The following is a 22,920-nucleotide window of genomic DNA, read 5'->3' on the forward strand; positions in this document are numbered from 1 at the left end:
TACGCGTAGTCGAAGATCATCGCTTAGTGCCTGTGCCATCATCCACCTCTCCGCTGTGGATGTTGAATCAGCTTCGGCTCGCCCCGTCACCTCACAATCGATTCATCGATTACAGGACCTGCTCTAGAGCCCCGGCGTTTTTGATCCGCCCCCAATGCTTGGACCAGCGGAGGCTAGAGTTTTCCGGCTTCATTCAGGAAGGCGGGCTGGTTGCGCCTCCCGAATTCACCAAAGAGATCGGCACCTTGTTGCCGATCGCACCATGTGGCCGAAACTCATTATACTCTCTACGCCAATCCTCCATCTTTTCGCGGGCATCCGCAAGGGTCAGGAACCAGTGCTGGTTCAGACATTCGGCGCGGAAGCGGCCATTGAACGCTTCAATGAACGCATTGTCGGTCGGTTTGCCGGGGCGTGAGAAGTCCAAGGTGACGCCTTTGGCATAGGCCCAAAGGTCAAGATCGCGAGACACGAACTCAGTCCCCTGATCCACCCTGATCGTCTTCGGATAGCCAACTTTCCGGCATACTCGTTCCAGGGTTTGCACGACATCTTCACCGCGATAGCTGTGACGTGGATCAAGCACCGGTACGTAACGCGAGAAGGTATCGACCACCGTCAAGACGCGCAGCTTCTTCCCAGTCGCGAGTTGATCGTGAACAAAGTCCATAGCCCAGACATCGTTCGGGCCGACTGCCATTTGCCGATCCTCCCGCAGCTTGGCTTTGACACGCCGCTTCGGCGTCTTGTTGCGCAGTTGAAGACCCAAGTCCTTGTAAATGCGATAGGTTCGCTTGATGTTGGTGCCCCAACCCTCGCGTTCCAACAGCACATGCACACGACGATAGCCGTAACGGACACGCGTCTCGCAGATCTCTCGAATACGACGTTCCAAGCCGGCCTGACCGGCACGGCGAGAGGTGTAATGGTAGGTCGAACGATCAAAGTTCAGCCCCCACAGGCAGGCCGGATCGAGATCATCCAATCGCGGCACATACCCTTCACCACCTCTCGCTTGCGAGCAGGCCTTAGAGCTTTCGCCGAATGACGTCCTGCAGCATCTCCCGGTCCAGCGTTAGATCCGCGACGATCTTCTTCAACCGCGCATTCTCATCCTCGAGTTGCTTCAGCTTCTTCATCTCCGGCGGCAACATGCCGGCGTATTTTTTCTTCCAGTTGAAATAGGTCGCCTGGGCTAATTCCCGCCTTCCGGCAGATCTCCGCCACCGGCACACCTTCATCACCCTGTTTCAAAATGAACGCCTTTTGTGCGTCCGAAAACTGCGATGCCTTCATCGTCTTCCGTTCCTTTCCAAGCCAGGAAAATGCACCGGAAAACTCTAACCAAAACTGGTCCAGTTTGAAGGGTTCAGATCAAAGATCAAATGCCACTCAGAACGAGATGGGCATCGATTTGATTTTAAGGCCTATGTAAGAAGAGTGTCGCCCAACGCTACCTCTTACCCTGAATTTTTGAAGATGACGTTCTGGCGGATTGCATTCGATAGTAATTCGGATAACCTCCCGGTCGCTGATCGCCGACGTCGGCTCATCCATGATGATGAGCGAAGCGTCCCGGGAAATCGCCTTGGTGATCTCGATGAGTTGCTGGGAGGCGATGCTCAGCTCGCTCATCACCGCACGCCCGCTCAACTTCAACCCGAGGCCGTCGAGTAATTTCTGGGTGTCGGCGTACATCTTGTCGAAGTCGACAAACATCTGGAAGGGGCCGTGCATTGGCTCCCGACCGAGGAAGATGTTCTCGGCGACGGTCATCGCCGGGACTGGGCTAAGCTCCTGCCTGATCATGGAGATGCCAGTCTGGAGCGTCGCCTTGGTGTCCATGTGATCGAGCTGGCGGCCCTTGAAGTACACCTCGCCTTCGTCGATCGAATAGCTGCCGCTCAGGATGTTCATGAGCGTCGACTTGCCGGCGCCATTTTCGCCGATGAGCACATGCACCGTTGAGGGACGGACGCTGAGACTTACATCGTGGAGAGCGAGGACGCCCGGGAAACGCTTGGTGATGCCTCGCATTTCTAGGATATAAGTCTGTAGAGCTTCCTCCATCGTGATGCTCTCCTCCCAAAGCGCATGGTCCGATTTCGTAGGATGGACCGTAATGGAAGGATCACCTAATGCGCAATATGCCTCACTCAGAACGTTGCATTAGGCTCAAGCATGAGGACAAACGGGATCATTTAGGCTCATGGCGCGCGAGGGTCTGACTGCTCAGAGATAGCGGTTAGGAAGGGGAGCACAGTGTTTACGGGAAGGGCGCTGCGCTCGCCTCGTAGGACCTGGACCATTGACTTCGTCAATGCTCCGGCGATCTCTTCCACGGGGTGTGCAAGCACGACGGTCAACGCACCCGACAGCAGCGCCTCGCGGGTTTCGTCCGTGAGCTCGACGCTGACGATGACTGGCCGATCTTTTTCCTTAACCTCTGCAAGCGCCTTTAATGCTCCGCGTATGCCACCGCCCACGACAAAGATCGCGCCCAGCTTTTTGCTGTTAGCGACGATGTCGAGAGTTGCCTCGTACGCGCCTTGGTCCGACTCAAAAGTCAGGTTCTCGCTGACGTTTACGCTGGGATCATGCTCCCGCAAATAGGAGCGAAAGCCCATCTCCCGCTGCTCCTGGCAAAAATGTCGATGGGTACCAACAAGCATGGCGACGTCGTTGCCGGGCTTGATGAGGTTGCACACATACCACCCGGCCGCACGTCCCAGACGCCTGTTGTCGATCCCCACATATCCAGCCTTGGCGCGACTCCCTAAGTCCGAAATGACGGTGAAAACCGGCTTTCCGAGGTCCGAAAGGTATTGGATCGCGGCATCTACCTGGGGATGGTCAGCGGTTGCCACGGCGATAGCGTCGCATTCTTCGCCAAGCGTACGGAGGCGCTTTGCAACAAGACTGGGACTCAGCTCTTCCATATGCTCGACCTTTACGGTGAGATCTTCTTCCTCACAACTTTCGGCGAACGCCTCGAACTTCATGCCGAGTTCGGCATGGAACGGCATGGATCGCTGCTGGAGCAGAATGCCGAGTGTCATTTGGGTGGTGCGCTGCTTCATCCGATTCCGGATCGCCTTCGTCCCATAGAACCCGATCTGCTCTGCCACCTCCAGAATGTGCTCGATCGTCTCGTGCTTGACAGTTGACCTGTCTCCGAGCGCACGGTTCACCGTCGCCCGGCTCACGCCCGCGGCCCGAGCGAGATCCATAATCGTCACGCGCTGCATGCCCATGATCCTTTTTGATCCTTCGTGATCCGCATTTATGCGCCAAATGATGCGTTTTGTAGCGGCAATATTGAGACGTGTCACCAGCTTTCTTACAATGGTCTCAACAGATTTGGGAGGAAGCAGAGATGCTGTTCAAGAAAGTACCCGAGAAATACTCGCTGTCGGCCGACTTCTCGGCCAATACCGATCTCTCCGTCGCTGAGCCAAGCGGAGACCAGACCTGGTGGATGCCTGATATCAAGCGCAGGGAACTCAAGCAGTTGATGCAGCGTCAGGATCGCAAGCCGCTGTTCAACTATCTCTTGTGGCTAACGCTGCTGGTTGGCACTGGAGTGCTGGCATTTTTCACGCTCGGCACATGGTGGGCGGTTCCTGCGTTCCTCCTTTACGGCACGATCTACAGCTCCTGCGACCCACGTTCGCATGATCTTGGCCACGGCGCGACCTTCAAGTCACGCTGGCTGAACGCGATCTTCTGCAATCTGTGCCTGTTCATGACACTCAAGGAACCAATCGACTGGCGCTGGCGACACACCCGGCATCATACCGACACTATCCATGTCGGGCTTGATCCGGAAATCCTGGTAACCCGACCCGCCGACCTTCTGCGCATCGCCGCCGACTTCTTCTTCATCATGCAGGCCAAGGGCGAGCTGAAGGCCATCATTCCGCATGCCTTCGGTGTCGTGACGCACGACGCCTCGCACTATGTCCCGAAGACCGAGTGGAAAAAAATGTTCTGGTCTTCGCGATTCTATCTCGCCTGCATACTTGGCGTCATCGCCTGGTGCGTCGCGATCGGTTCCATCGTACCGCTGCTCTTTATCTGGGGTCCGCGCTTCTATGCAAACTGGCTGAACTACTTCGGTTTCCTGTCCCAGCATGCCGGCCTTGCCGAGGACTCCTACGACCACCGTCTCAACACCCGGACATTTACGATGAATCCGGTGTTCGAATTTCTTTACGCGAACCTGAACTACCATATCGAACATCACATCTACCCGTCGATCCCGTATTACAACCTTCCGGTCCTCCATAAGATGATTAAGGAGGAGCTCCCCTACACCTACACGGGCCTGGTCGACGTCTCGCGCGAAGTCCTTCCCGTCCTGTGGCGGCAGGCGCACGATCCGGGATATTTCACGAGCCGCACACTGCCCCCGGTCAAGGCGTCCCGCGTCCAGCCGGCGTTCTCGGCCGCCCCCGCTCCGGCCGAATAATCGATACCACAGGAGGAGACATAATGAGCAAGATCTGGGTAAGGGCCTGTGCCACTAGCGACGTCGACGAGGAAGATGTGATCCGCTTCGACCATGCTGGGTCCACCTACGCCATCTACCGCAGTCCTGACGACGAGTTCTTCGCCACCGACGGCCTGTGCACGCATGAACGCGTGCACCTCGCCGACGGATTGGTGATGGACAATATCGTGGAGTGTCCCAAGCATAATGGCAGGTTCGACTACAGGACGGGCGCCGCCAAAGGCGCGCCGGTCTGCGTGAACCTGAGAACCTATGCGACGCGCGTCGACGGCGGCGACGTCTTCATCGAAATCGGCGACTGAGGACGGGAACATGATCTTCAAGGAACATGTCAGGTGGGAGTTCCTCAAGCCGCAAGAATTCCTTGCACGACAGAGGCAGCGGCCGATCGTCTATCTCCCGATGGGGCTATGCGAGCCACATGGCCATATCGCCCCCTTCGGCCTCGACACCATCAAGGCCGACTGGCTATGCGACCAGGCTGCCGACCGGTTCGGTGGCGTCGTCGCACCGACAATGGCCTACCACACCCACGAAACCGGATATCACGCGCCATGGCTCGAGGAAGTCATGGGTGGGGTGAACCCCCGGCTAGCGGCGCTGCCGCCCCATCTGCTGCTCGAAACGTTGCTTTATCAGTTTCGGGCCTTCCGGAACGCTGGGTTTCAGGCGGTCGTGGTCGTGAGTGGCCACCATGGCAGCCAGGACGACCTCAGGATGACTGCGGAGGCCTTCGCTGAGGCGTTTCCTATTCAACATTTTGTCAGGACCGATCCCGAGCTCGTGACCGGAAAATTCGTGGGCGACCATGCGGGTCGATACGAGCTGTCGCAGCTTCTGGCGATCCGGCCAGATCTGGTCGCGCTCGACCGGGCCGAGTGCGTCGACACACACCCGTTGGGCCGTTTCGCCCAGAACCCTGATGTGGAAGAAGCGACTGCGGAGGAAGGGCGTTGTATCCTTGATACTTCTCTCGACACGCTCCGGGCAGCAACCGACGCGTTCCGGTTCACGGAAGAAACGCCCGACTTCATCCCGATGGAGGCCACGGCAGGGGTCTGGGAAGGAATTGACCGCCGCCGCGCGCAGTGGAAGACCAACAACCCCTGAACGTAGCCATCGCGCTGAGGACCCGTTCGCGACAACGAAATGGATCAGATGACGCGGCGCAGTGCCGCTATGCTAAAAGAACCAACGCTGCGATCCGCTATGAGGCTGAAAAGCTCATGGCAATCGTTGGTCAGTTCCAATTGCGGGACCATTCCACCGATCGCCGTGTCCACGAGGACTATGCGGCGTAGTTGCGCGATTCGACCCGGCAGATCGTCGGCCTGACCTCACGCTTCCAGACTCCGCACCCCAGAGATCCCTGCCCCTCCGCAGCTGGGGCGAGGACAGATTTTTTGCTTTGCTGATTGGTTTCTCTCAGTCTTCATGACAGTCTATTTCACCATGTGAAAAAACCTATCCTGGAGGTGGCATCAATGAAGCGTCCCACGATTGCGGATGTCGCGGTAGCGGCGGGCGTTAGCGTTGCAACTGTCGATCGGGTCTTGAATGCTCGACTCCCGGTAAGGGAGGAAACGTCAAAGAGAGTATTCGCTGCTGCTGAGCAGATCGGATTTCATGGCACAAATATCATTCGGCAACGCATGCTGGCAGACCTGCCCTCCTATAATCTCGGCGTTGTTTTACGCAAAGAACGTCACGCGTTCTATCAGGAATTTGCCGAAGAGCTGCAGGCCGCCGCACGTGCAATCAAGGATCGGCGTCTTCAAGTGCATGTCCAGTTTGCTAAGTCCGGTGAGCCCGGGGAGATTTCGGAGCTGCTTCTTGGTATGAAGGGAAAGGTACAAGCAGTTGGTGCTATCGGACCAGACCATCATGACGTCACATCGGCGGTAAGCGCTCTCAAATCCAAGGGTATTCCGACGTTCTCGCTGCTTTCGGACTTTGCCCAAGGCGTGCGAGAGGCATATCTCGGAACGAACAACATGAAAGTGGGCCGGACCGCCGCATGGCTGCTGTCCAAGCTGTCGCATTCACCCGGCAAACTGCTCCTGCTTCTCGGTGGTCACCGGTTTCACGGACATTCGCTACGCGAGACGGGATTTCGCAGTTACATGCGGGAATACGCTCCCGAGTTCGAGGTACTGGACGCGCTAATCAACCTTGAAACCCGCCGCTTGACGTATGAATTGCTGATGGACGCCGTTTCTCGCCATGATGACCTAGTGGGTGTTTACTGCATCGGGGGCGGGATGGAAGGTGCGATCGAAGCTTTGCAGGAAGCCAACAAAGGTGAAAAGATCGGCTGCCTTGTCAATGAACTGACGCCAGAATCACGGCAGGCGCTGCTTGAACGGCGCATCACCGGGGTATTTCAGACGCCACTGCGTGAACTATGCGCTGATCTTATTACCACCATGGTTCATACGATCGAACAAGGCATGGCAGAAACGCCGGGACAACGTTTCCTGCCCGCACAGCTTTGGGTGCCTGAGAGTCTGTGATGGTTTGATGTAATCAATCATGCCTAGCCGCATGGTTTCTATCAGCACTGATAGGCTGTAGCCGTCAAGAGACGTTGACGACGGCCCTCCACTAGGAAATTCTCCTGCCGGGTGGTGGAGACAGGAGGCTGCCCCACCGGGATACCTTAAATCCTGACTAACGGATGATGGAGATCATTGATCTTCGTCAGCGAAATCTTGTTGCCAAATGGCTGACCTGGGTTTTGGCCCGCAGTCAAAATGTCACAAACTGTGGAGGAGAATGAAAAATGAAAAGGCACGTGATTATTGCCGCGTTCGCATCGATGCTGGCGACGTCTGCTTCGGCGGAAACCATCGGCGTCTCAATGGCACTCTTCGACGACAATTTTCTGACCGTTCTGCGGAACGGTATGACCGACTACGCCAAGACGCAAAAGGGTGTCGTGTTGCAGATCGAGGATGCGCAAAACGACGTTGGGAAGCAACTCAGTCAGGTCCAGAACTTTGTCGCCTCCGGCGTGGACGCCATTATCGTCAATCCCGTTGATACCGACGCCACAGTTGCGATCTCGCAAGCTGCCGATGCAGCAGGTATTCCGTTGATTTACGTCAACCGTCAGCCAGTAAACGTGGACCAGCTTCCCGAAAAGCAGGCTTTTGTGGCTTCCGACGAAAAAGAATCCGGAACGCTCGAAACCAAGGAAGTTTGCCGCCTTCTGAAGGCGGCTGGGAAGAAAGAGGCGAAGGCCGTCGTGATGATGGGCGAGCTCTCCAACCAAGCTGCCCGCATGCGCACGCAGGACATCAAGGACGTGATTGCGACACCTGAGTGCAGTTTCATCAAGATCGTTGAGGAGCAGACCGCCAACTGGTCGCGCACGCAGGGCGCCGACCTGATGACCAACTGGCTATCTGCCGGCGTGCAGTTTGATGCCGTCATAGCCAACAACGATGAGATGGCAATTGGCGCGATCCAGGCGCTGAAAGCTGCCGGCAAGGATATGAAAGACGTGATTGTCTCCGGCGTGGATGCCACTCAGGATGCGCTGGCTGCCATGGCCGCGGGCGACCTCGATGTGACGGTCTTCCAGAACGCTGCGGGACAGGGCAAGGGCGCTGTAGACGCGGCCCTGAAGATCGTGCGTGGCGAGAAGATCGAGAAGAAGGGTTACGTCCCGTTCGAACTCGTTACCCCGGCAAATCTCAAAGACTACCAGGCCAAGAACTAAACAGCTCATAACTCCGAAGGAGGCGACTATGCCGCCTCCTTCGATTCCGAGCGACGGAGGATAAGCCATGGTAAGTCCCGGCACAGCGGCGGCTATCAAGCGCGTACTCGAGGCCACGGAGGCCGATGGCCTGCTTGCAATCGAGGGGATTCGCAAAGAGTTCCCGGGCGTTTTGGCGCTTGACAACGTCCAGCTTCGCATCAGGCCCGGAACGGTTCACGCATTGATGGGTGAAAACGGGGCCGGCAAATCGACACTGATGAAAATCATAGCCGGGATATACCAGCCAGACGCTGGTGAAATACGTCTTCGCGGTATCCCGACAGTGCTGAAGTCGCCGCTTGACGCCCTGGAGCAGGGGATCGCGATGATCCATCAGGAGCTCCAGCTGATGAACTGGATGACGGTGGCCGAGAACATCTGGATCAGACGCGAGCCCAAGAACAGCTTTGGACTCATCGACCATTCCAAGATGGTGACGATGACCGAGGAGCTTTTTGCTCGCCTGAACATCGTGCTTGATCCGCGAGCTCAAGTGTCCGAATTGACAGTCGCTCAAAAACAGATGGTCGAGATCGCGCGCGCAGTCAGCTACGAATCCTCTGTCCTCATCATGGACGAACCCACATCGGCCCTGACGGATCGGGAGGTGGAGCACCTCTTCTCTATTATTCGCGATCTGCGGGAGCGGGGAATAGGTATCGTCTACATCACCCATAAGATGAATGAGCTCTTCGAGATTGCCGACGAATTCACGGTTTTCCGTGACGGGAAATATGTTGGGACCCATTCTTCCAAGGATGTAACGCGCGACGACATCATCCGCATGATGGTCGGACGTGAAATCACCGACATGTTTCCGAAAATCGACTGCCCGATTGGCGACGTCGTTCTGGAAGTCAAGAACCTCAATATCCCTGGTGTTTTTTACGACATCTCCTTTTCCCTCAGACGGGGGGAAATTCTAGGGCTGGCCGGCTTGGTGGGCTCGAAGCGTTCCAACGTGGCGGAAGCTCTGTTCGGGGTAACGCCTGCGGCTTCGGGTGAGATTCTGGTCAACGGCAAGCCGGTTACGATCGATAGCCCCAGCGCCGCAATGTCCCACGGCTTCGCCTTTCTTACCGAGGATCGCAAGGAAACCGGCTGCTTCCTGATCCTGAACTGCCTGGAAAACATCCAGTCCGCCTTGATTACCCGTTCCCATGTAAATGCGGGATTTGTGGATCAGTCGACTGTGACGAAGCTTGCCGAGGAGATGGCGGCAAAACTTCGGGTAAAAACGCCAAATCTATACGAGACCGTCGAGAACCTGTCGGGTGGGAACCAGCAAAAGCTGCTGATCGCGCGCTGGCTCCTGACCAAACCGCGTATCCTCATTCTCGATGAGCCGACGCGCGGTATCGATGTCGGGGCGAAGTCGGAAATACATCGCTTGATAACGGCCCTCGCGGCCGAAGGCGTCGCCGTGTTGATGATCTCCTCGGAGCTGCCGGAGGTGCTCGGGATGAGTGATCGCATCGTCGTCATGCATGAGGGCCATGTCTCGGGGGTCCTTGATCGCGCCGAGGCCAATCAAGTCAAGATAATGGATCTTGCTGCGCGCTAGCCGTGCCCATGGGAGGAAAACGCACCATGAACACCTCAACCCAGTCCATTCCGCAACTGACACGGTCACGGCGTCGTCTGCCGTCCGAACTTACGATTCTCCTCGTGCTCGTTGGCATTTCGTTGACCTTCGAGATCCTTGGCTGGATCCTGCAGGGACAGAGTTTTCTTGCGAACACGCAGCGCCTTGCGATCATGATCCTGCAAGTGTCGGTGATCGGAATCATCGCGATTGGCGTAACTCAGGTGATTATCTCCGACGGCATCGATCTCAGTTCCGGCTCGATCGTCGGTGCGACAGCCATGATCTCGATGAGTCTGGCGCAGGCAAGCTCGTTCCCAAGGGCACTTTATCCTGGCCTGACTGATCTTCCCGTCGTGATACCGGTCGTTGCGGGACTGCTGGTCGGAATCGTCTGTGGAGCGATCAATGGGTTCCTAATCGCGTACAGCAGGATCCCTCCGTTCATCGCAACGCTTGGCATGATGGTGACGGCCCGTGGGTTCGCGAAGTGGTACACAAAGGGCCAGCCCATCAGCTTCCCAACCGACAGCTTTGCAGCGATAGGCAAGGGTCTCGCGCCGGTCCTTATCTTTCTGGCTGTGGCAGCGGTGATGCATATCGTTCTACGCTACACCCGCTACGGCAAATTCACCTATGCGATCGGCGCGAACCGGCAGGCCGCACGCGTGTCTGGGATCAACGTCGAACGCCATACGGTCAAGGTCTATGCGGTTGCGGGTCTCCTGTCAGCACTGGCAGGAATCGTGGTCGCTTCCCGGGGACTGACCGCACAAGCGGGTATGGGAACCAGTTATGAGCTCGATGCCATTGCGATGGCCGTAATCGGCGGAGTATCGCTCTCGGGCGGGCGCGGATCAATTCCCGGCACGATGATCGGTATGGTCATCTTCGGCGTCATCATTTCCGGTTTCACCTTCCTTCGCCTCGATGCCTATTACCAGGAAATGCTCAAGGGTGTGATCATCGTCGCAGCCGTCGTGGCGGATGTATACCGGCAGCGCAAGCGTGTGAAATCCTGAGTTTGCGAGCAAAAATGGCCGGTTGCCCGGCCCTTTTTACCCTGATGCGTCGCAAAAAATTCAAGTTCGATTTGTGAGAACCGCAATGAGACAGCTTCTGATAACGACCGCACTTTGCCTGATGGCTGTACCTGCACTGGCTCAGACCCGCGTTGCCGTCAGCATGACATCATTCGACAATCCGTTCCTGACCATCCTGCTGAACGGAATCCGCGAGGAAGCGAAGCGGCAGGGAAATGTCGAACTTCTGACGGAGGATGCGCAACTCGATCCCGCCAAGCAGCTCAACCAGGTCCAGAACTTTATCGCCAACGGGGCTGATGCGATCATCGTGAATGCCGTTGACGGCGACTCCACGGCCGCAATCACGCGGGCGGCAGCTGATGCGAAGATCCCGCTCGTTTACGTCAACCATCCGCCGGCGGAACTCGACACGGGATTGCCGGACGGCACGGCCTTCATTGGTTCCGACGAACTCGAATCCGGTACGATGGAGGCGAAAGCCGCCTGCAAGCTTCTGGGTGGCAGAGGTCGCGCCGTTATTCTGATGGGGCCGCTTGAAAATCATGCAGCCCTTGTGCGTACGAAGGATGTCGAGGATGTCTTTTCGCAACGAGATTGCCGGATTGAGATCGTCGAAAAACAGACAGCGAACTGGAACAGGACACAGGCGCAGGACCTCGTGTCTTCCTGGCTGACGGCTGGGCTGAAGTTCGATGCGGTGGTTGCCAATAATGACGAGATGGCCATCGGCGCGGCTCAGGCTTTAAAGGCGGCTGGCGTGGCGATGAACGACGTCGTCATCACCGGCATCGATGCCACACCAGATGGTCTGGCCGCCATGAAGGCCGGAGATATCGACGCGACAGTTTTTCAGAACGCAACGAAGCAGGGGGAAGCCGCGGTCCAGACGGCCGTCAAGTTGGCAGGAAAGCAGGCCAGCGAACGGACCCTTTGGGTACCGTTCGAACTTGTCACCCCCGACAACATGGCCGCCTACCAGAAATGACGGCTGCGGCCGCGGTCGATCTCCTCCCGGATCCCGCGGCCACCAATCGACGCCTTTTACGGCGTATCACTGCAACATGAAGGAAACAGCGTATGCGTATTGCCATCGACCCGTTTATGCATCGGCATCTTAGCCTTGAAGAGCTGCCACGGAAGGTCCGTGAACTTGGCTATGAGTGGATCGAACTCAGCCCGCGAGCAGATTTTTTGGAATGGTTCAAGGCGCCGCGCGTTTTCCCTGACCGGATCAAATCCTTCAAGAAGGCGCTGGCCGCCGAGAACGTGAAAATTGCCTCGATCCTGCCAATGTATCGCTGGGCGTCCAACGACGAGACCGAGCGGCAGGCGGCAGTGAAGCATTGGAAGCGTGCCATTGAGATCGCCGTCGAGATGGAAGTCGACACGATGAATTCCGAATTCGGTCGTGGCCCGCATCCGGACAAGGGATCCTGCTACTGCTGCCATACCGGCTCGTTGATCGAAGCCTGCGAAGATGCCTGGTGGCGCTCGATGGAAGAGCTGGTGCCAATCTTCGAGCGGGAAGGCATAAACCTGCATGTCGAGCCGCATCCTGAAGACTGGTGCGAGACCTTGCAGCCCGCGCTCGACATCATCCGTACGGTGAATTCGAAGAACGTCAAGTTCCTCTACTGCGCGCCGCACACCTTCTACTTCGGCGACGATACCAAGGCGATGCTGTACGAGGCCAAGGATGTTCTCGCGCACGTTCACGTGGGCGATACCTTCAATCACAAGGCATCTTCGGGGCTTCGCTATATCCTCAACCCGCCGGGTACCCAAGCGCGCGTTCACCAACATCTCAATATCGGCCAAGGCGAAGTTCCCTGGGACGATTTCTTCGGCACGCTCGCCGAAATCGGCTTCGACGGCATTATGACCTCCTGCGTCTTCGCCTGGGAGGAAAAGGCGGACGAGTCCGGACGGTTCATGTGCAGTGAAATGAACAATTACATCCAAAAGTACCAAAAGTGAGGCTTTCCAAAATGACCGTTAGAATAGGTGTCATCGGCACCGGTGCAATCGGCCGCGACCACGCCCGCCGTATCAATCAGGTTCTTGGCGGGGCGACAGTTGTCGCGTTGAGTGACTTGAACCGCGCCTCGGCCGAAGCGGTGAAGAGCGATGTTGCGCCTGATGCTGCAATCTTCACGACCGGTGAGGAATTGATTGCCTCACCCGATGTCGACGCCGTGCTTGTAACCTCTTGGGGTGCCACGCATGAACAATATGTGCTGGCGGCGATCGCTGCCGGCAAACCATGTTTCTGCGAAAAACCTCTGGCGACAACCGCCGATGGCGCCAAGCGCATTGTCGATGCCGAAGTTGCGCATGGCAAGCGACTTGTACAGGTCGGTTTCATGCGCAGATATGATGCGGGTTATGTCGCCCTGAAGCAGTTTGTGGATACCAAGATCGGTGCGCCGATCATGGTGCATGCCGCCCATCGCAACCCAGCCGTCCCCGAGCAGTATGTTACGCCGATGGCCATCCACGACACGATGATTCACGAAATCGACGTTCTCCGGTGGCTGTTGAATGATGACTACGTTTCCGCTCGTGTGCTGTTTCCCCGTTCGGCAGCGCGCAGTCATGCCAAGCTCAGGGATCCCCAGATTGTCATTCTGGAGACTGCCAAGGGCACGATCATCGATGTCGAAATCTTCGTCAACTGCCACTACGGCTACGACATTCAGTGCGAGGTCGTCGGCGAAGACGGCATTGCCAGTCTGCCCGAGCCGCTGGCCATCCAGTCACGCCTCGGCGCCAAACTTCAAAATGATATCCTCACCGATTGGAAGGATCGCTTTATCGCCAGCTACGACGTCGAGTTGCAGGACTTCATCAATGCTGCCGGCAAAGGCACGGCGGCTGGTCCGAACTCCTGGGACGGTTATGTGGCGGCAATCACATCCGATGCCTGCGTAGCCGCACAGGAGGCAGAAGGCGCCGCAGTCGCGATTAATCTTCCCACTCGCCCTGCGCTCTACAACTGAGGTCTTCAATGCGTTTTGCCATCAACCACATCACCGCGCCGAAGCTGTCGCTTGAGCAGTTCTTCGCGGCAGCCCGCAGTCTGGGCCTGACGGAAGTCGAAATCCGCAACGACCTTCCCGATATCGTCGGGACGATGAAACCCGAGGCGGTCAGACAGGCTGCCGAGAGCGCTGGCGTCACCATCATCTCGATCAACGCGCTCTACCCGTTCAACGTCTGGTCGGGTGAATTGCCGAAGAAGGCCGTGGCGCTCGCCGACTATGCGACCGCTTCCGGCGCCAAAGCGCTTGTCATGTGCCCGCTGAACGATGGCACGGAAGTGTCGTTCGATGATCTCGTCGCGGCGCTGAAGGCCATGAAGCCCGTCCTCGAGGAGCGCGGACTGACAGGCCTGGTCGAACCCCTCGGTTTCCCGATCTCCTCGCTGCGAACCAAGAAGGCAGCGCTTCGCGCCATCGACGCGGCTGAAGGCGGCGGCATCTACAAACTCGTGCACGATACCTTCCATCATCACCTGGCCGGCGAGACAGAGTTCTTCCCGAAAAGGACGGGTCTGGTCCACATCTCGGGCGTCGTCGATCCGAAGGTCGCCGTGGACGACATGCTCGACGCTCACCGAGTGCTCGTCGATGCCAAGGATCGGCTGGAGAACCTTCCGCAGATCAAGGCGCTCATCGCCGCGGGCTTCGATGGCCCCTACAGCTTCGAGCCCTTCGCCGAGGAAGTGCATGCGCTGGACTATCCGGAAGCTGCCGTGCGCGAGAGCATCAGCTACGTCTCGGGCAAGGTCTGAGCCGACAACCCGCTGCCTGCGCCTCGAGCGGCGCGGGCAGCATGCACGTTAGGCAATTGCAGCCAGGTGCCGGAGGAAGAAATGAACAAGTCATTGGATGTCATCACGATCGGACGCTCGTCCGTGGATCTTTACGGGACACAGATCGGCGGCCGTCTGGAAGACATGGGGTCGTTTCACAAATATATCGGCGGTTCGCCGACCAATATGGCTGCAGGCACCGCCCGTCTCGGCCTGCGCTCGGCGCTGATCACCCGCGTCGGCGACGAGCACATGGGCCGCTTCATTCGCGAGGAGCTTGCACGCGAAGGCGTCGACGTCACCGGGGTCAAGACCGATCCCGAGCGGCTGACGGCTCTCGTGCTCCTCGGCATCCGCGACGAGGACCACTTTCCGTTGATCTTCTATCGTGAGAACTGCGCCGACATGGCGCTCTGCGAAGACGATATCGACGCGGCGCTGATCGCCCGTTCCCGCTCGGTCGTCGCGACCGGTACCCATCTCAGCCATCCGCGCACGGAAAAGGCCGTGCTCAAGGCGCTGCTGCTCGCGCGCAAGCACGGTGCACGAACCGCGCTCGACATTGATTACCGACCAAATCTCTGGGGTGTGGCCGGCCATGGGGACGGCGAAAGTCGCTTCGTCGAAAGCCAGGCAGTTACAGCCAAGTTGCAATCGACGCTGCACCTCTTCGACCTGATCGTCGGCACGGAGGAGGAATTCCATATCGCCGGCGGCTCGACGAACACGATCGAGGCCCTGCGTGCCGTGCGTGCTGTCTCGAAGGCCACGCTCGTCTGCAAGCGCGGCGCGGCCGGTGCCGTCGCCCTGACCGATGCGATACCGAATACGCTCGACGAGGGCGAAAGCGGCCCCGGCTATCCGATCGAGGTTTTCAACGTTCTCGGCGCCGGTGACGGATTCATGTCCGGCCTGATTAAGGGCTGGCTCGAAGATGCGCCTTGGCCACGCGCGCTTCAGTATGCCAATGCCTGCGGCGCCTTCGCCGTCAGCCGCCATGGCTGCACGCCCGCCTATCCGTCACGGGAAGAGCTCGGATTTTTCCTGGAGCGCGGCGTCAAGGACAAGGCTTTGCGCAAGGATATCGAACTTGAACAGATTCATTGGGCGACCAACCGGCACAATGACTGGTCGACCATGCGCGTCTTCGCCTTCGACCACCGCATGCAGCTCGAGGCAATGGTAGGCGCCACGCCTGAAAAGATTGGCCATTTCAAGGAACTGTGCCTGAAGGCGGCCCTCAAGGTCCAAGCGGGTCGTCCGGGTTATGGAATCCTTTGCGACAACCGTCTCGGGCGCCGGGCGCTTCATGCCGCGTCAGGCACTGGTCTTTGGGTCGGCCGCCCGGTCGAGTGGCCAGGCTCGCGTCCGCTGACGCTGGAACCCGAACTTGGCCCCGACTTCGGCGGGCTTGAAGAGTGGGCGCTTGAAAACGTCGTCAAGGTCTTGTGCTTCTGCCATCCCGACGATGATACGACTATGCAGGCTTCGCAGGAAGAAACGCTCAAGCGGCTCTTCGCGGCGGCCCGTCGCAACCGGCTGGAATTCCTGCTGGAAATCATTCCATCCAAGGTTGGCCCGGTCGATGACGAGACGACTGCCACTCTGATCCGCCGCTTCTACGAACTCGGTATCTATCCGGATTGGTGGAAACTTGAACCGATGGCCAGCAGTGCCGCCTGGGAAAAGGCTTGCGCTGCGATCAATGAAAACGATCCGCACACCCGCGGGATCGTGGTGCTTGGTCTCGACGCGCCGGAGGCCGAACTCGCCGCGAGCTTCAAGGTTGCGGCTGCCTTCCCGCTGGTGAAGGGCTTTGCGGTCGGTCGCACAATCTTCGCCCAAGCGGCGCGCGACTGGCTTGCCGGCAGGATCAACGAGGCCGAGGCCGTTGCAGAAATCAGCGACCGCTATCGGCGGCTTTGCACAATTTGGGACAGTGCGCGCGGAGCAGCCCAGGACAATAACGCGGGCGGAACTGTCGCTGAGGAGGGTATGATATGACGGGAACCATTCGGCTTACAGCCGCACAGGCAATGTTCCGCTGGCTGGCCGTACAGATGGGCGAGGATGGAGAACGCTTTATCGAAGGCGTCTGGGCGATCTTCGGCCACGGTAACGTCGCCGGCATCGGCGAGGCACTGCATGGCATTGGCGATAATCTGCCCACCTGGCGCGGCCAGAACGAGCAAACCATGGCCCACGCGGCGATCGCCTATGCCAAGACCAAGCGCCGCCGCAAGGCCATGGCGATCACCTCGTCCATCGGCCCGGGCGCGACGAACATGGTGACGGCTGCAGCGCTTGCTCATGTGAACCGCCTGCCCGTGCTATTCGTCCCCGGCGATGTGTTCGCCAACCGCCGGCCGGACCCGGTTTTGCAGCAGATCGAGGATTTCGATGACGGCACAGTCACCGTAACGGACTGCTTCCGCCCGGTCAGCCGCTATTTCGACCGCATCACCCGTCCCGAGCACCTGCTGACCGCCCTGCCGCGGGCGATGCAGGTGATGACCGATCCCGCAAATTGCGGCCCGGTGACGCTGGCATTCTGCCAGGACGTGCAGGCCGAAGCCCACGACTGGCCGGAAAGCTTCCTTGAGCCGAAGACCTGGCGCATTCGCCGGCCGGAGCCTGATCCGCGAGAGGTGGACGATGTCGTCGCGGCGCTGAAGGCCTCCACAAACCCCGTCATCGTCGCCGGCGGCGGCGTGCTCTATTCCGGCGCGGAAGGCGATCTGCTCGCCTTCGCCAGGGCGCATAATATCCCGATCGTCGAGACGCAGGCCGGCAAGGGCGCGATCGCCTGGCAGGAAAGACTCAACTTCGGCTCGCCGGGCGTTACCGGCACCGATTGCGGCAACAAGATCGCCGCTAAAGCCGATCTGATCTTTGGCGTTGGCACACGCTTCCAGGACTTCACAACCGGCAGCTGGACAATCTTCAGCAATCCGAACCGCAAGCTGGTCTCTATCAACCTCGCCGGCTACGACGCGGCCAAGCACGGCGCCATCCCGCTGGTCTCCGACGCCAAGGTAGCGCTGTCACGAATCTCCGCTGCACTCGGCTCGCACCGCTTTGCCGATCCAGATTTCGCCGCGCGCGAGGCCTGGTTCAAGGCCACTGATGCCGTCACAGCGGCTCCCGGAACGCCGCAGCCGAATTTCCTGCCCTCCGACGCCCAGGTGATCGGTGCGGTGCAGCGGGTCGCGGGTCCGAAGACGGTTGCCATGTGCGCGGCCGGCACCATGCCCGGCGCCTTGCAAGTGCTGTGGCGGGCCGCCGCCGGCGGCTATCACATGGAGTATGGCTATTCCTGCATGGGCTACGAGGTTGCCGGCGCCTTCGGCATCAAGCTCGCGGCCCCGGAAAAGGAGGTCGTGTGCTTCGTCGGCGACGGCAGCTACATGATGGCCAATTCCGAACTCGCGACCGCCGTCATGCTGCGCGTGCCCTTCACCATCGTGCTGACGGACAATCGCGGCTATGGCTGCATCAACCGCCTACAGCAGGAATGCGGCGGCGCCGAGTTCAACAATATGTACAAGGACTGCAAGGTCGAAACTCAGCCGGAGATCGACTTCGTCGCCCATGCGGGTTCGATGGGCGCGTATGCCGTGAAGGTCGCCGACATCGCGCAGCTCGAAACCGAGATCGTCTCGGCGCGCAGCCGCGACACTCCCACGGTGATCGTCATCGACACGGAAGCGGAAACAGGAACCGGTATCGGCGGCGCCTGGTGGGACGTCGCGGTGCCGCAAGTCGGCGACACCGAGAAACTCAAGAAGGCCCGCGCCCATTACGAGGCGAACGTGGCCCGTCAACGCATCAACTAACCCTCGCGGCAATGCCTGGAAGGACCGAACCATGATACTTTACGGAACAAACCCCATCGCCTGGTCCAATGACGACGACCAGACGATCGGCGCGCATCTGACGCTGGAGGATTGCCTGTCGGATTGCCGCAAGATCGGGTTCGACGGCATCGAGAAAGGCCACAAGATGCCAGATGAGGGCGGCGCCCTGAAGGACAAGCTTGGTGAGTTCGGCCTGCGCTTCGTCGGCGGCTGGCATTCAACCAACTTGCTGGTGAACGACATTGCCACCGAGAAGGCGGCGCTTCGGAAGTTCATCGACATGACGAAGGCTGCCGGTGGCGACCATATCAACGCTTGCGAATGCTCGAACACCGTTCACGGCAGCGACGGCACGCCGGTCAACAACCGACCGATCATGAACGATGAACAGTGGAAGCGCTTCTCGGAAGGTTATGAGGCGCTTTCCAAGTATGCTGCCGAACAGGGCGTCAAGATGGGCTACCACCATCATATGGGCACGATCATCGAAAGCGCTGCCGACATCGACCGTTTCATGGCGATGGCCGGTCCCTATACCCGTCTTCTGCTCGACACCGGCCATTGCACCTTTGGCGGTGCGAACCCGGAAGAGGTGGCGGAGAAGTACATGGGCCGCGTGACGCATATCCATGCCAAGAACATCCGTCCGGAGATCATGAAGCAGGTCCGGTCCGAACGCCTATCCTTCCTCGAAGGCGTGCGCCGGGGCGTGTTCACGGTTCCTGGCGATCCGGAAGGCTGCGTCGACTTCGCACCGGTGCTGAAGGTCGCGGCCGAACATGACTATTCGGGCTGGCTGGTGATCGAGGCCGAGCAGGACAGCGCGGTTCGCGAGCCCTTCCACTATCAGAACATGGGTCTGAAGGCGTTGAAGTCGATCGCCCGCGATGTCGGACTGGACAAGGCTGCGGCCAGAGTAGCCGGATAAGGAAAAAGCGCGATGAGCATTCTCCGGCGCCGACCTTTCGGCAGTCATGGCAAGGTCCACGAGATTACCCCGCAATCGGCGGGCTGGCGCTATGTCGGCTTCAGCCTCTATCGCCTGCGGGAGGGCGAAACCGTCGGGGAAGCGACCGGCGGCATGGAAGCGGTCGTGGTCATGGTCGAAGGCAAGGCCCAGTTCACCGCAGCCGGTAAGGCCTGGGGCGAGCTGGGCGAACGCATGAACGTCTTCGAAAAGACCCCGCCCCATTGCCTCTACGTGCCGAATGGCGAGCAGTGGGAAGCGCGCGCCACGACCGATTGCACGGTCGGCGTCTGCCTTGCCCCCGGCAAGGGTGGCCACAAGGCACGACGCATTGGCCCGGACGGCATTCAGCTCACGGAGCGCGGGGTGGGCGCCAACCAGCGCTTCATCAACAACATCGCGATGGAGGCCGAGGACTATTGCGACAGCCTGCTGGTGACGGAGGTCTTCACGCCGGCCGGCAACTGGTCTTCCTATCCGAGCCACCGTCACGACGAGGACGATTTCCCGCGGATCACTTATCTCGAAGAAACCTACTATCACCGGCTCAATCCGGAGCAGGGTTTTGGCGTGCAACGGGTCTATACCGATGACGGCTCGCTTGACGAGACGATCGCGGTGAAAAACCACGACGTGGTGCTCGTCCCTCGCGGTCATCACCCCTGTGGCGCGCCCTACGGGTTTGAAATGTATTACCTCAACGTCATGGCAGGCCCTTTGCGCAATTGGCGCTTCGTTCCTGATCCAGCGGTCCAATGGATCATGGATCGTGATGCACGCTAGGTGAATGACCCGGAGTGCCTCAGGGACGCTGTCGGCCAACGGTTAAGAGGATCTCCCTTGCCCCTCATCAAACTGCACATACAAAAAGGCCGCTCCGAAGCCGAAGTTGGACTGTTACTCGATACGGTGCATGAGGTCATGCTGTCTGCATTCAAGGTGCCGGAACGCGACCGCTATCAACTGGTTTTCGAACACGAGGCCTCTCACTTTTGCGCCCTGGATACCGGCCTTGGGTTTCAACGAACGCAGAAATTTGTGCTTGTCGAAGTGGTCTCGCGGCCTCGGCCGAGAGCGGAAAAGCTCGCATTCTATCAAGGCCTGGCCGCGCAATTGGAGGAAAAATGCGGGATTTCTGCGTCTGACCTCATGGCATCTTTCGTGGAAAATACTGACGAGGATTGGTCCTTCGGCGCCGGAGTAGCGCAATTCGTCACGGGTGAATTGTGAGATTTTTCGGAGGATCGTCATACGCACCGGCAAGCATCTCGATGCGAACCCGATGTCTCTGAGGAAGGGCGAATGAACAGCGAACAGGTACAGCCGCCAAGCGACTTGGAGACATTGCGGTCTGCAATCAATACCAAGCACGCGCTGTTTCCCAAGCGTCTTGCCCAAGTCGCGCGCCACGTTCTCGACAATCCCGATGAGGTCGCATTGGGCTCCGTCGCCTCCATTGCGGCTGCGGCGCAGGTAACACCTTCAACCCTGATACGTTTCGCTCAGTTTCTCGGCTATGACGGCTTCAGCACCCTACAAGCGATTTTTCGGGACGCCGTGCGCGCAAAGATCGCGCCAAGCCAAAGCGTTGGACATCGACAGCCAGGGCGTGAAGGCGTCGCACGCGAAGCGCAGGTATTTTATGAAACGATAGAAGCCTGCCATCATTCGCTCGAAACTTTGTCCAAGACAATCCGCGTGGCCGACATCAAAGCCGCAGCGGAAATTCTTTCCTCAGCCAAGTGCGTGTTCATCCTTACGCAGAGCGGCACCTTTCCGATGGCTGCCCTGCTGCAACATTGCCTGACCCGATTGAAAATCCGTTCGACCCTGCTAACGGACATTATCGGCGGTGACGATGTTCTCGCATTTGCAACGCCTGATGATGCGGCGGTCATCATCAGTTGCGCGCCTTATGCTGAAGAAACGATGGTGCATGCGTCGACCCTATCGGGTCGAGGAGTTCCGGTCGTTGCACTCATGGATTCCAACTTTTCGCCATTGTCGGAACTCGCTTCGGTCAGGTTCAGAGTGATCGAGTCGGGTCACGATGGGCTTTTGCTCGCCACGGCCGGGATCGCGCTCAGCGAAGCTTTGGCAATCTGCACGCGACAGACCCGACAGAACGCAGCAAACACCATATAATCCGCCGCTTCTTCGAGTTTTTATTCGACCAGCCCCGCTTCGGTGAAGCCTATATCGATAGCTTTCCGGATCGCATCGAGTGTTTCCATCGTCTCAAGCGATGCATCCAGCGGCCGGCAGACGCTTTCTAGTTGTCCTTCCGAAACCGCCCATGCGACGGCCGCAGCTTCATGGTAGAGGCCCTCGAAATGTGCGCCCCTGGGCTCCTCATATTGGAGCCGGGTGGATCCGTCCAATGACCAGACTTCGAAGGAGCCAGGCAGGTGGAATTCCGTGTTGAACCGGATGGACCCACGGCTTCCGACGATGGCAGCGTTCGTCGAGGTGAAGCCGTAGAGCGTAGTCGACATCGTGCCGAGCGCTCCTCTGGCGTTGGCGAGAACGACTGACAGCTGCCCGTTGACGCCGGCGGAATCCGTCTGTCCGATGCCAACGACCTCCTTTGGCACGCCAAGGAGTTTTGTCAGGAGTGAGACCGGATAGGTGCCGAGGTCGAGAAGCGGTCCCCCGGCGAGGCGTGTGTCGAAAATACAGTGATTGCGCGGGAGATATTCGCCGTACTCAGTGTACACAGAAAGGATGTCTCCGATTGCTCCAGTATCCAGCACCTGTTGGAATACATCGAATTTCGGCAGGAAATAAGTCCACAGGGCTTCGGCGAAGAACACCCCCTTGCGGCGGGCGGCTTCGACCATACCTTCGGCCTGTGCGTAGTTGAGTGCCATAGGTTTCTCGACGAGCACATGTTTCCCCGCCTCGATCGCCAGAAGCACATGTTCATAGTGCAGATTGTGCGGCGTTGCTACATAGATGACGTCAAGATCGTCGGCGGTGACGAGTGATTCGTAGCTGTCATAGGCCCGCGCGATCCCCCAGTGCGTGGCGAATGCATCCGCCGCGGCACGCGATCTCGAACCGACGGCGGCAATATCCTGCTGCGTGTGAGCCTTGACCGATTCCGTGAACTTGGCGGCGATCCAGCCGGAGCCGAGAATGCCCCAGCGAAGCGGCGGGGCGTCCATGGCGGACAGCGTCCGCGCGGTGGGTAGGGTTTGCGGAAATGACATGTCTTTTTATCCTCCCATAACCTGTAAGCGCCGCTAGAGCAGGTCCTGTAATCGATGAATCGATTGTGAGGTGACGGGGCGAGCCGAAGCTGATTCAACATCCACAGCGGAGAGGTGGATGATGGCACAGGCACTAAGCGATGATCTTCGACTACGCGTA

The 22,920-nt window shown here is 58.7% G+C and carries 22 protein-coding genes; 17 read left to right on the top strand and 5 right to left on the bottom strand.

Annotated elements, in window-relative coordinates:
* Positions 1-193: 193 nt before the first annotated feature.
* The 4 genes from C5L13_RS27965 to C5L13_RS27980 form a co-directional block, all read right to left on the bottom strand.
* Complete coding sequence (locus C5L13_RS27965; protein WP_407070484.1) at positions 194-985, bottom strand: IS3 family transposase; 792 nt, start codon at positions 983-985, stop codon at positions 194-196.
* Positions 986-1,110: 125 nt separating this feature from the next.
* Positions 1,111-1,296 carry a transposase gene (locus C5L13_RS29650; protein WP_407070485.1) on the bottom strand — a complete coding sequence of 62 codons (186 nt, stop codon included), beginning with the start codon at positions 1,294-1,296 and terminating at the stop codon, positions 1,111-1,113.
* A gap of 96 nt (positions 1,297-1,392) precedes the next feature.
* Entirely contained in the window at positions 1,393-2,070 is a 678-nt protein-coding gene (locus C5L13_RS27975; protein WP_105386543.1) for an ATP-binding cassette domain-containing protein, read from the bottom strand.
* Between the two features lie 137 nt (positions 2,071-2,207).
* Positions 2,208-3,332: a LacI family DNA-binding transcriptional regulator gene (locus tag C5L13_RS27980; protein ID WP_158693555.1), complete on the bottom strand. Its 1,125-nt coding sequence runs from the start codon at positions 3,330-3,332 to the stop codon at positions 2,208-2,210.
* Positions 3,333-3,376: 44 nt separating this feature from the next.
* Here C5L13_RS27980 and C5L13_RS27985 point away from each other — a divergent pair, with 44 nt between their 5' ends.
* The 17 genes from C5L13_RS27985 to C5L13_RS28065 all read left to right on the top strand — a co-directional run bounded on the left by C5L13_RS27985 (position 3,377) and on the right by C5L13_RS28065 (position 21,693).
* Positions 3,377-4,471, top strand: a complete 1,095-nt coding sequence (locus C5L13_RS27985) for a fatty acid desaturase (RefSeq protein ID WP_105386545.1) — start codon at positions 3,377-3,379, stop codon at positions 4,469-4,471.
* A 23-nt stretch (positions 4,472-4,494) separates the two neighbouring features.
* Entirely contained in the window at positions 4,495-4,815 is a 321-nt protein-coding gene (locus tag C5L13_RS27990; RefSeq protein ID WP_105386546.1) for a MocE family 2Fe-2S type ferredoxin, read from the top strand.
* Between the two features lie 10 nt (positions 4,816-4,825).
* Positions 4,826-5,623, top strand: a complete 798-nt coding sequence (locus C5L13_RS27995; RefSeq protein WP_158693556.1) for a creatininase family protein — start codon at positions 4,826-4,828, stop codon at positions 5,621-5,623.
* Between the two features lie 374 nt (positions 5,624-5,997).
* Complete coding sequence (locus C5L13_RS28000) at positions 5,998-7,026, top strand: LacI family DNA-binding transcriptional regulator (RefSeq protein WP_105386548.1); 1,029 nt, start codon at positions 5,998-6,000, stop codon at positions 7,024-7,026.
* A gap of 269 nt (positions 7,027-7,295) precedes the next feature.
* Positions 7,296-8,237, top strand: a complete 942-nt coding sequence (locus tag C5L13_RS28005; protein WP_105386549.1) for a sugar ABC transporter substrate-binding protein — start codon at positions 7,296-7,298, stop codon at positions 8,235-8,237.
* Between the two features lie 67 nt (positions 8,238-8,304).
* Complete coding sequence (locus C5L13_RS28010; RefSeq protein WP_105386550.1) at positions 8,305-9,843, top strand: sugar ABC transporter ATP-binding protein; 1,539 nt, start codon at positions 8,305-8,307, stop codon at positions 9,841-9,843.
* 26 nt (positions 9,844-9,869) lie between these two features.
* The gene (locus tag C5L13_RS28015; protein WP_105386551.1) at positions 9,870-10,886 is read left to right on the top strand and encodes an ABC transporter permease; all 1,017 of its coding nucleotides are present in this window, start codon (positions 9,870-9,872) and stop codon (positions 10,884-10,886) included.
* An 85-nt stretch (positions 10,887-10,971) separates the two neighbouring features.
* Positions 10,972-11,895, top strand: a complete 924-nt coding sequence (locus tag C5L13_RS28020) for a substrate-binding domain-containing protein (RefSeq protein ID WP_105386552.1) — start codon at positions 10,972-10,974, stop codon at positions 11,893-11,895.
* A 92-nt stretch (positions 11,896-11,987) separates the two neighbouring features.
* Positions 11,988-12,887: a sugar phosphate isomerase/epimerase family protein gene (locus C5L13_RS28025; protein ID WP_105386553.1), complete on the top strand. Its 900-nt coding sequence runs from the start codon at positions 11,988-11,990 to the stop codon at positions 12,885-12,887.
* Positions 12,888-12,898: 11 nt separating this feature from the next.
* Positions 12,899-13,909 carry a Gfo/Idh/MocA family protein gene (locus tag C5L13_RS28030; protein ID WP_105386554.1) on the top strand — a complete coding sequence of 337 codons (1,011 nt, stop codon included), beginning with the start codon at positions 12,899-12,901 and terminating at the stop codon, positions 13,907-13,909.
* Positions 13,910-13,917: 8 nt separating this feature from the next.
* Entirely contained in the window at positions 13,918-14,703 is a 786-nt protein-coding gene (locus tag C5L13_RS28035; RefSeq protein WP_105386555.1) for a TIM barrel protein, read from the top strand.
* Between the two features lie 81 nt (positions 14,704-14,784).
* Positions 14,785-16,728: a bifunctional 5-dehydro-2-deoxygluconokinase/5-dehydro-2-deoxyphosphogluconate aldolase gene (locus C5L13_RS28040; RefSeq protein ID WP_105386556.1), complete on the top strand. Its 1,944-nt coding sequence runs from the start codon at positions 14,785-14,787 to the stop codon at positions 16,726-16,728.
* Positions 16,725-18,560, top strand: coding sequence for a 3D-(3,5/4)-trihydroxycyclohexane-1,2-dione acylhydrolase (decyclizing) (iolD, locus tag C5L13_RS28045; RefSeq protein WP_105386557.1), 1,836 nt, complete (start codon positions 16,725-16,727; stop codon positions 18,558-18,560). The genes C5L13_RS28040 and iolD overlap by 4 nt, the downstream gene beginning before the upstream one ends.
* A gap of 31 nt (positions 18,561-18,591) precedes the next feature.
* A complete protein-coding gene (gene iolE / locus C5L13_RS28050) occupies positions 18,592-19,509 on the top strand; it encodes a myo-inosose-2 dehydratase (RefSeq protein WP_105386558.1) in 918 nt (305 codons plus the stop codon).
* A gap of 12 nt (positions 19,510-19,521) precedes the next feature.
* Entirely contained in the window at positions 19,522-20,331 is an 810-nt protein-coding gene (gene iolB, locus C5L13_RS28055) for a 5-deoxy-glucuronate isomerase (protein WP_105386559.1), read from the top strand.
* 57 nt (positions 20,332-20,388) lie between these two features.
* A complete protein-coding gene (locus C5L13_RS28060; RefSeq protein WP_105386560.1) occupies positions 20,389-20,778 on the top strand; it encodes a tautomerase family protein in 390 nt (129 codons plus the stop codon).
* 72 nt (positions 20,779-20,850) lie between these two features.
* The gene (locus C5L13_RS28065; protein ID WP_105386561.1) at positions 20,851-21,693 is read left to right on the top strand and encodes a MurR/RpiR family transcriptional regulator; all 843 of its coding nucleotides are present in this window, start codon (positions 20,851-20,853) and stop codon (positions 21,691-21,693) included.
* Positions 21,694-21,713: 20 nt separating this feature from the next.
* On the opposite strand, the gene C5L13_RS28070 is transcribed toward C5L13_RS28065, so the two are convergent.
* Positions 21,714-22,760 carry a Gfo/Idh/MocA family protein gene (locus C5L13_RS28070; protein WP_105386562.1) on the bottom strand — a complete coding sequence of 349 codons (1,047 nt, stop codon included), beginning with the start codon at positions 22,758-22,760 and terminating at the stop codon, positions 21,714-21,716.
* Between the last annotated feature and the right edge of the window lie 160 nt (positions 22,761-22,920).

It is taken from the genome of Neorhizobium alkalisoli, assembly GCF_002968635.1.
GTDB lineage: Bacteria > Pseudomonadota > Alphaproteobacteria > Rhizobiales > Rhizobiaceae > Neorhizobium > Neorhizobium alkalisoli.

Coding starts and splice junctions, on each gene's coding strand:
- iolE (WP_105386558.1), top strand. CDS start 18,592: ATGATACTTTACGGAACAAACCCCATCGCCTGGTCCAATGACGACGAC.
- C5L13_RS28020 (WP_105386552.1), top strand. CDS start 10,972: ATGAGACAGCTTCTGATAACGACCGCACTTTGCCTGATGGCTGTACCT.
- C5L13_RS28070 (WP_105386562.1), bottom strand. CDS start 22,760: ATGTCATTTCCGCAAACCCTACCCACCGCGCGGACGCTGTCCGCCATG.
- C5L13_RS28035 (WP_105386555.1), top strand. CDS start 13,918: ATGCGTTTTGCCATCAACCACATCACCGCGCCGAAGCTGTCGCTTGAG.
- C5L13_RS27990 (WP_105386546.1), top strand. CDS start 4,495: ATGAGCAAGATCTGGGTAAGGGCCTGTGCCACTAGCGACGTCGACGAG.
- C5L13_RS28065 (WP_105386561.1), top strand. CDS start 20,851: ATGAACAGCGAACAGGTACAGCCGCCAAGCGACTTGGAGACATTGCGG.
- C5L13_RS28030 (WP_105386554.1), top strand. CDS start 12,899: ATGACCGTTAGAATAGGTGTCATCGGCACCGGTGCAATCGGCCGCGAC.
- C5L13_RS28040 (WP_105386556.1), top strand. CDS start 14,785: ATGAACAAGTCATTGGATGTCATCACGATCGGACGCTCGTCCGTGGAT.
- C5L13_RS27985 (WP_105386545.1), top strand. CDS start 3,377: ATGCTGTTCAAGAAAGTACCCGAGAAATACTCGCTGTCGGCCGACTTC.
- C5L13_RS27975 (WP_105386543.1), bottom strand. CDS start 2,070: ATGGAGGAAGCTCTACAGACTTATATCCTAGAAATGCGAGGCATCACC.
- C5L13_RS29650 (WP_407070485.1), bottom strand. CDS start 1,296: ATGAAGGCATCGCAGTTTTCGGACGCACAAAAGGCGTTCATTTTGAAA.
- C5L13_RS28010 (WP_105386550.1), top strand. CDS start 8,305: ATGGTAAGTCCCGGCACAGCGGCGGCTATCAAGCGCGTACTCGAGGCC.
- C5L13_RS28005 (WP_105386549.1), top strand. CDS start 7,296: ATGAAAAGGCACGTGATTATTGCCGCGTTCGCATCGATGCTGGCGACG.
- iolD (WP_105386557.1), top strand. CDS start 16,725: ATGACGGGAACCATTCGGCTTACAGCCGCACAGGCAATGTTCCGCTGG.
- C5L13_RS28000 (WP_105386548.1), top strand. CDS start 5,998: ATGAAGCGTCCCACGATTGCGGATGTCGCGGTAGCGGCGGGCGTTAGC.
- C5L13_RS28015 (WP_105386551.1), top strand. CDS start 9,870: ATGAACACCTCAACCCAGTCCATTCCGCAACTGACACGGTCACGGCGT.
- C5L13_RS27995 (WP_158693556.1), top strand. CDS start 4,826: ATGATCTTCAAGGAACATGTCAGGTGGGAGTTCCTCAAGCCGCAAGAA.
- iolB (WP_105386559.1), top strand. CDS start 19,522: ATGAGCATTCTCCGGCGCCGACCTTTCGGCAGTCATGGCAAGGTCCAC.
- C5L13_RS28025 (WP_105386553.1), top strand. CDS start 11,988: ATGCGTATTGCCATCGACCCGTTTATGCATCGGCATCTTAGCCTTGAA.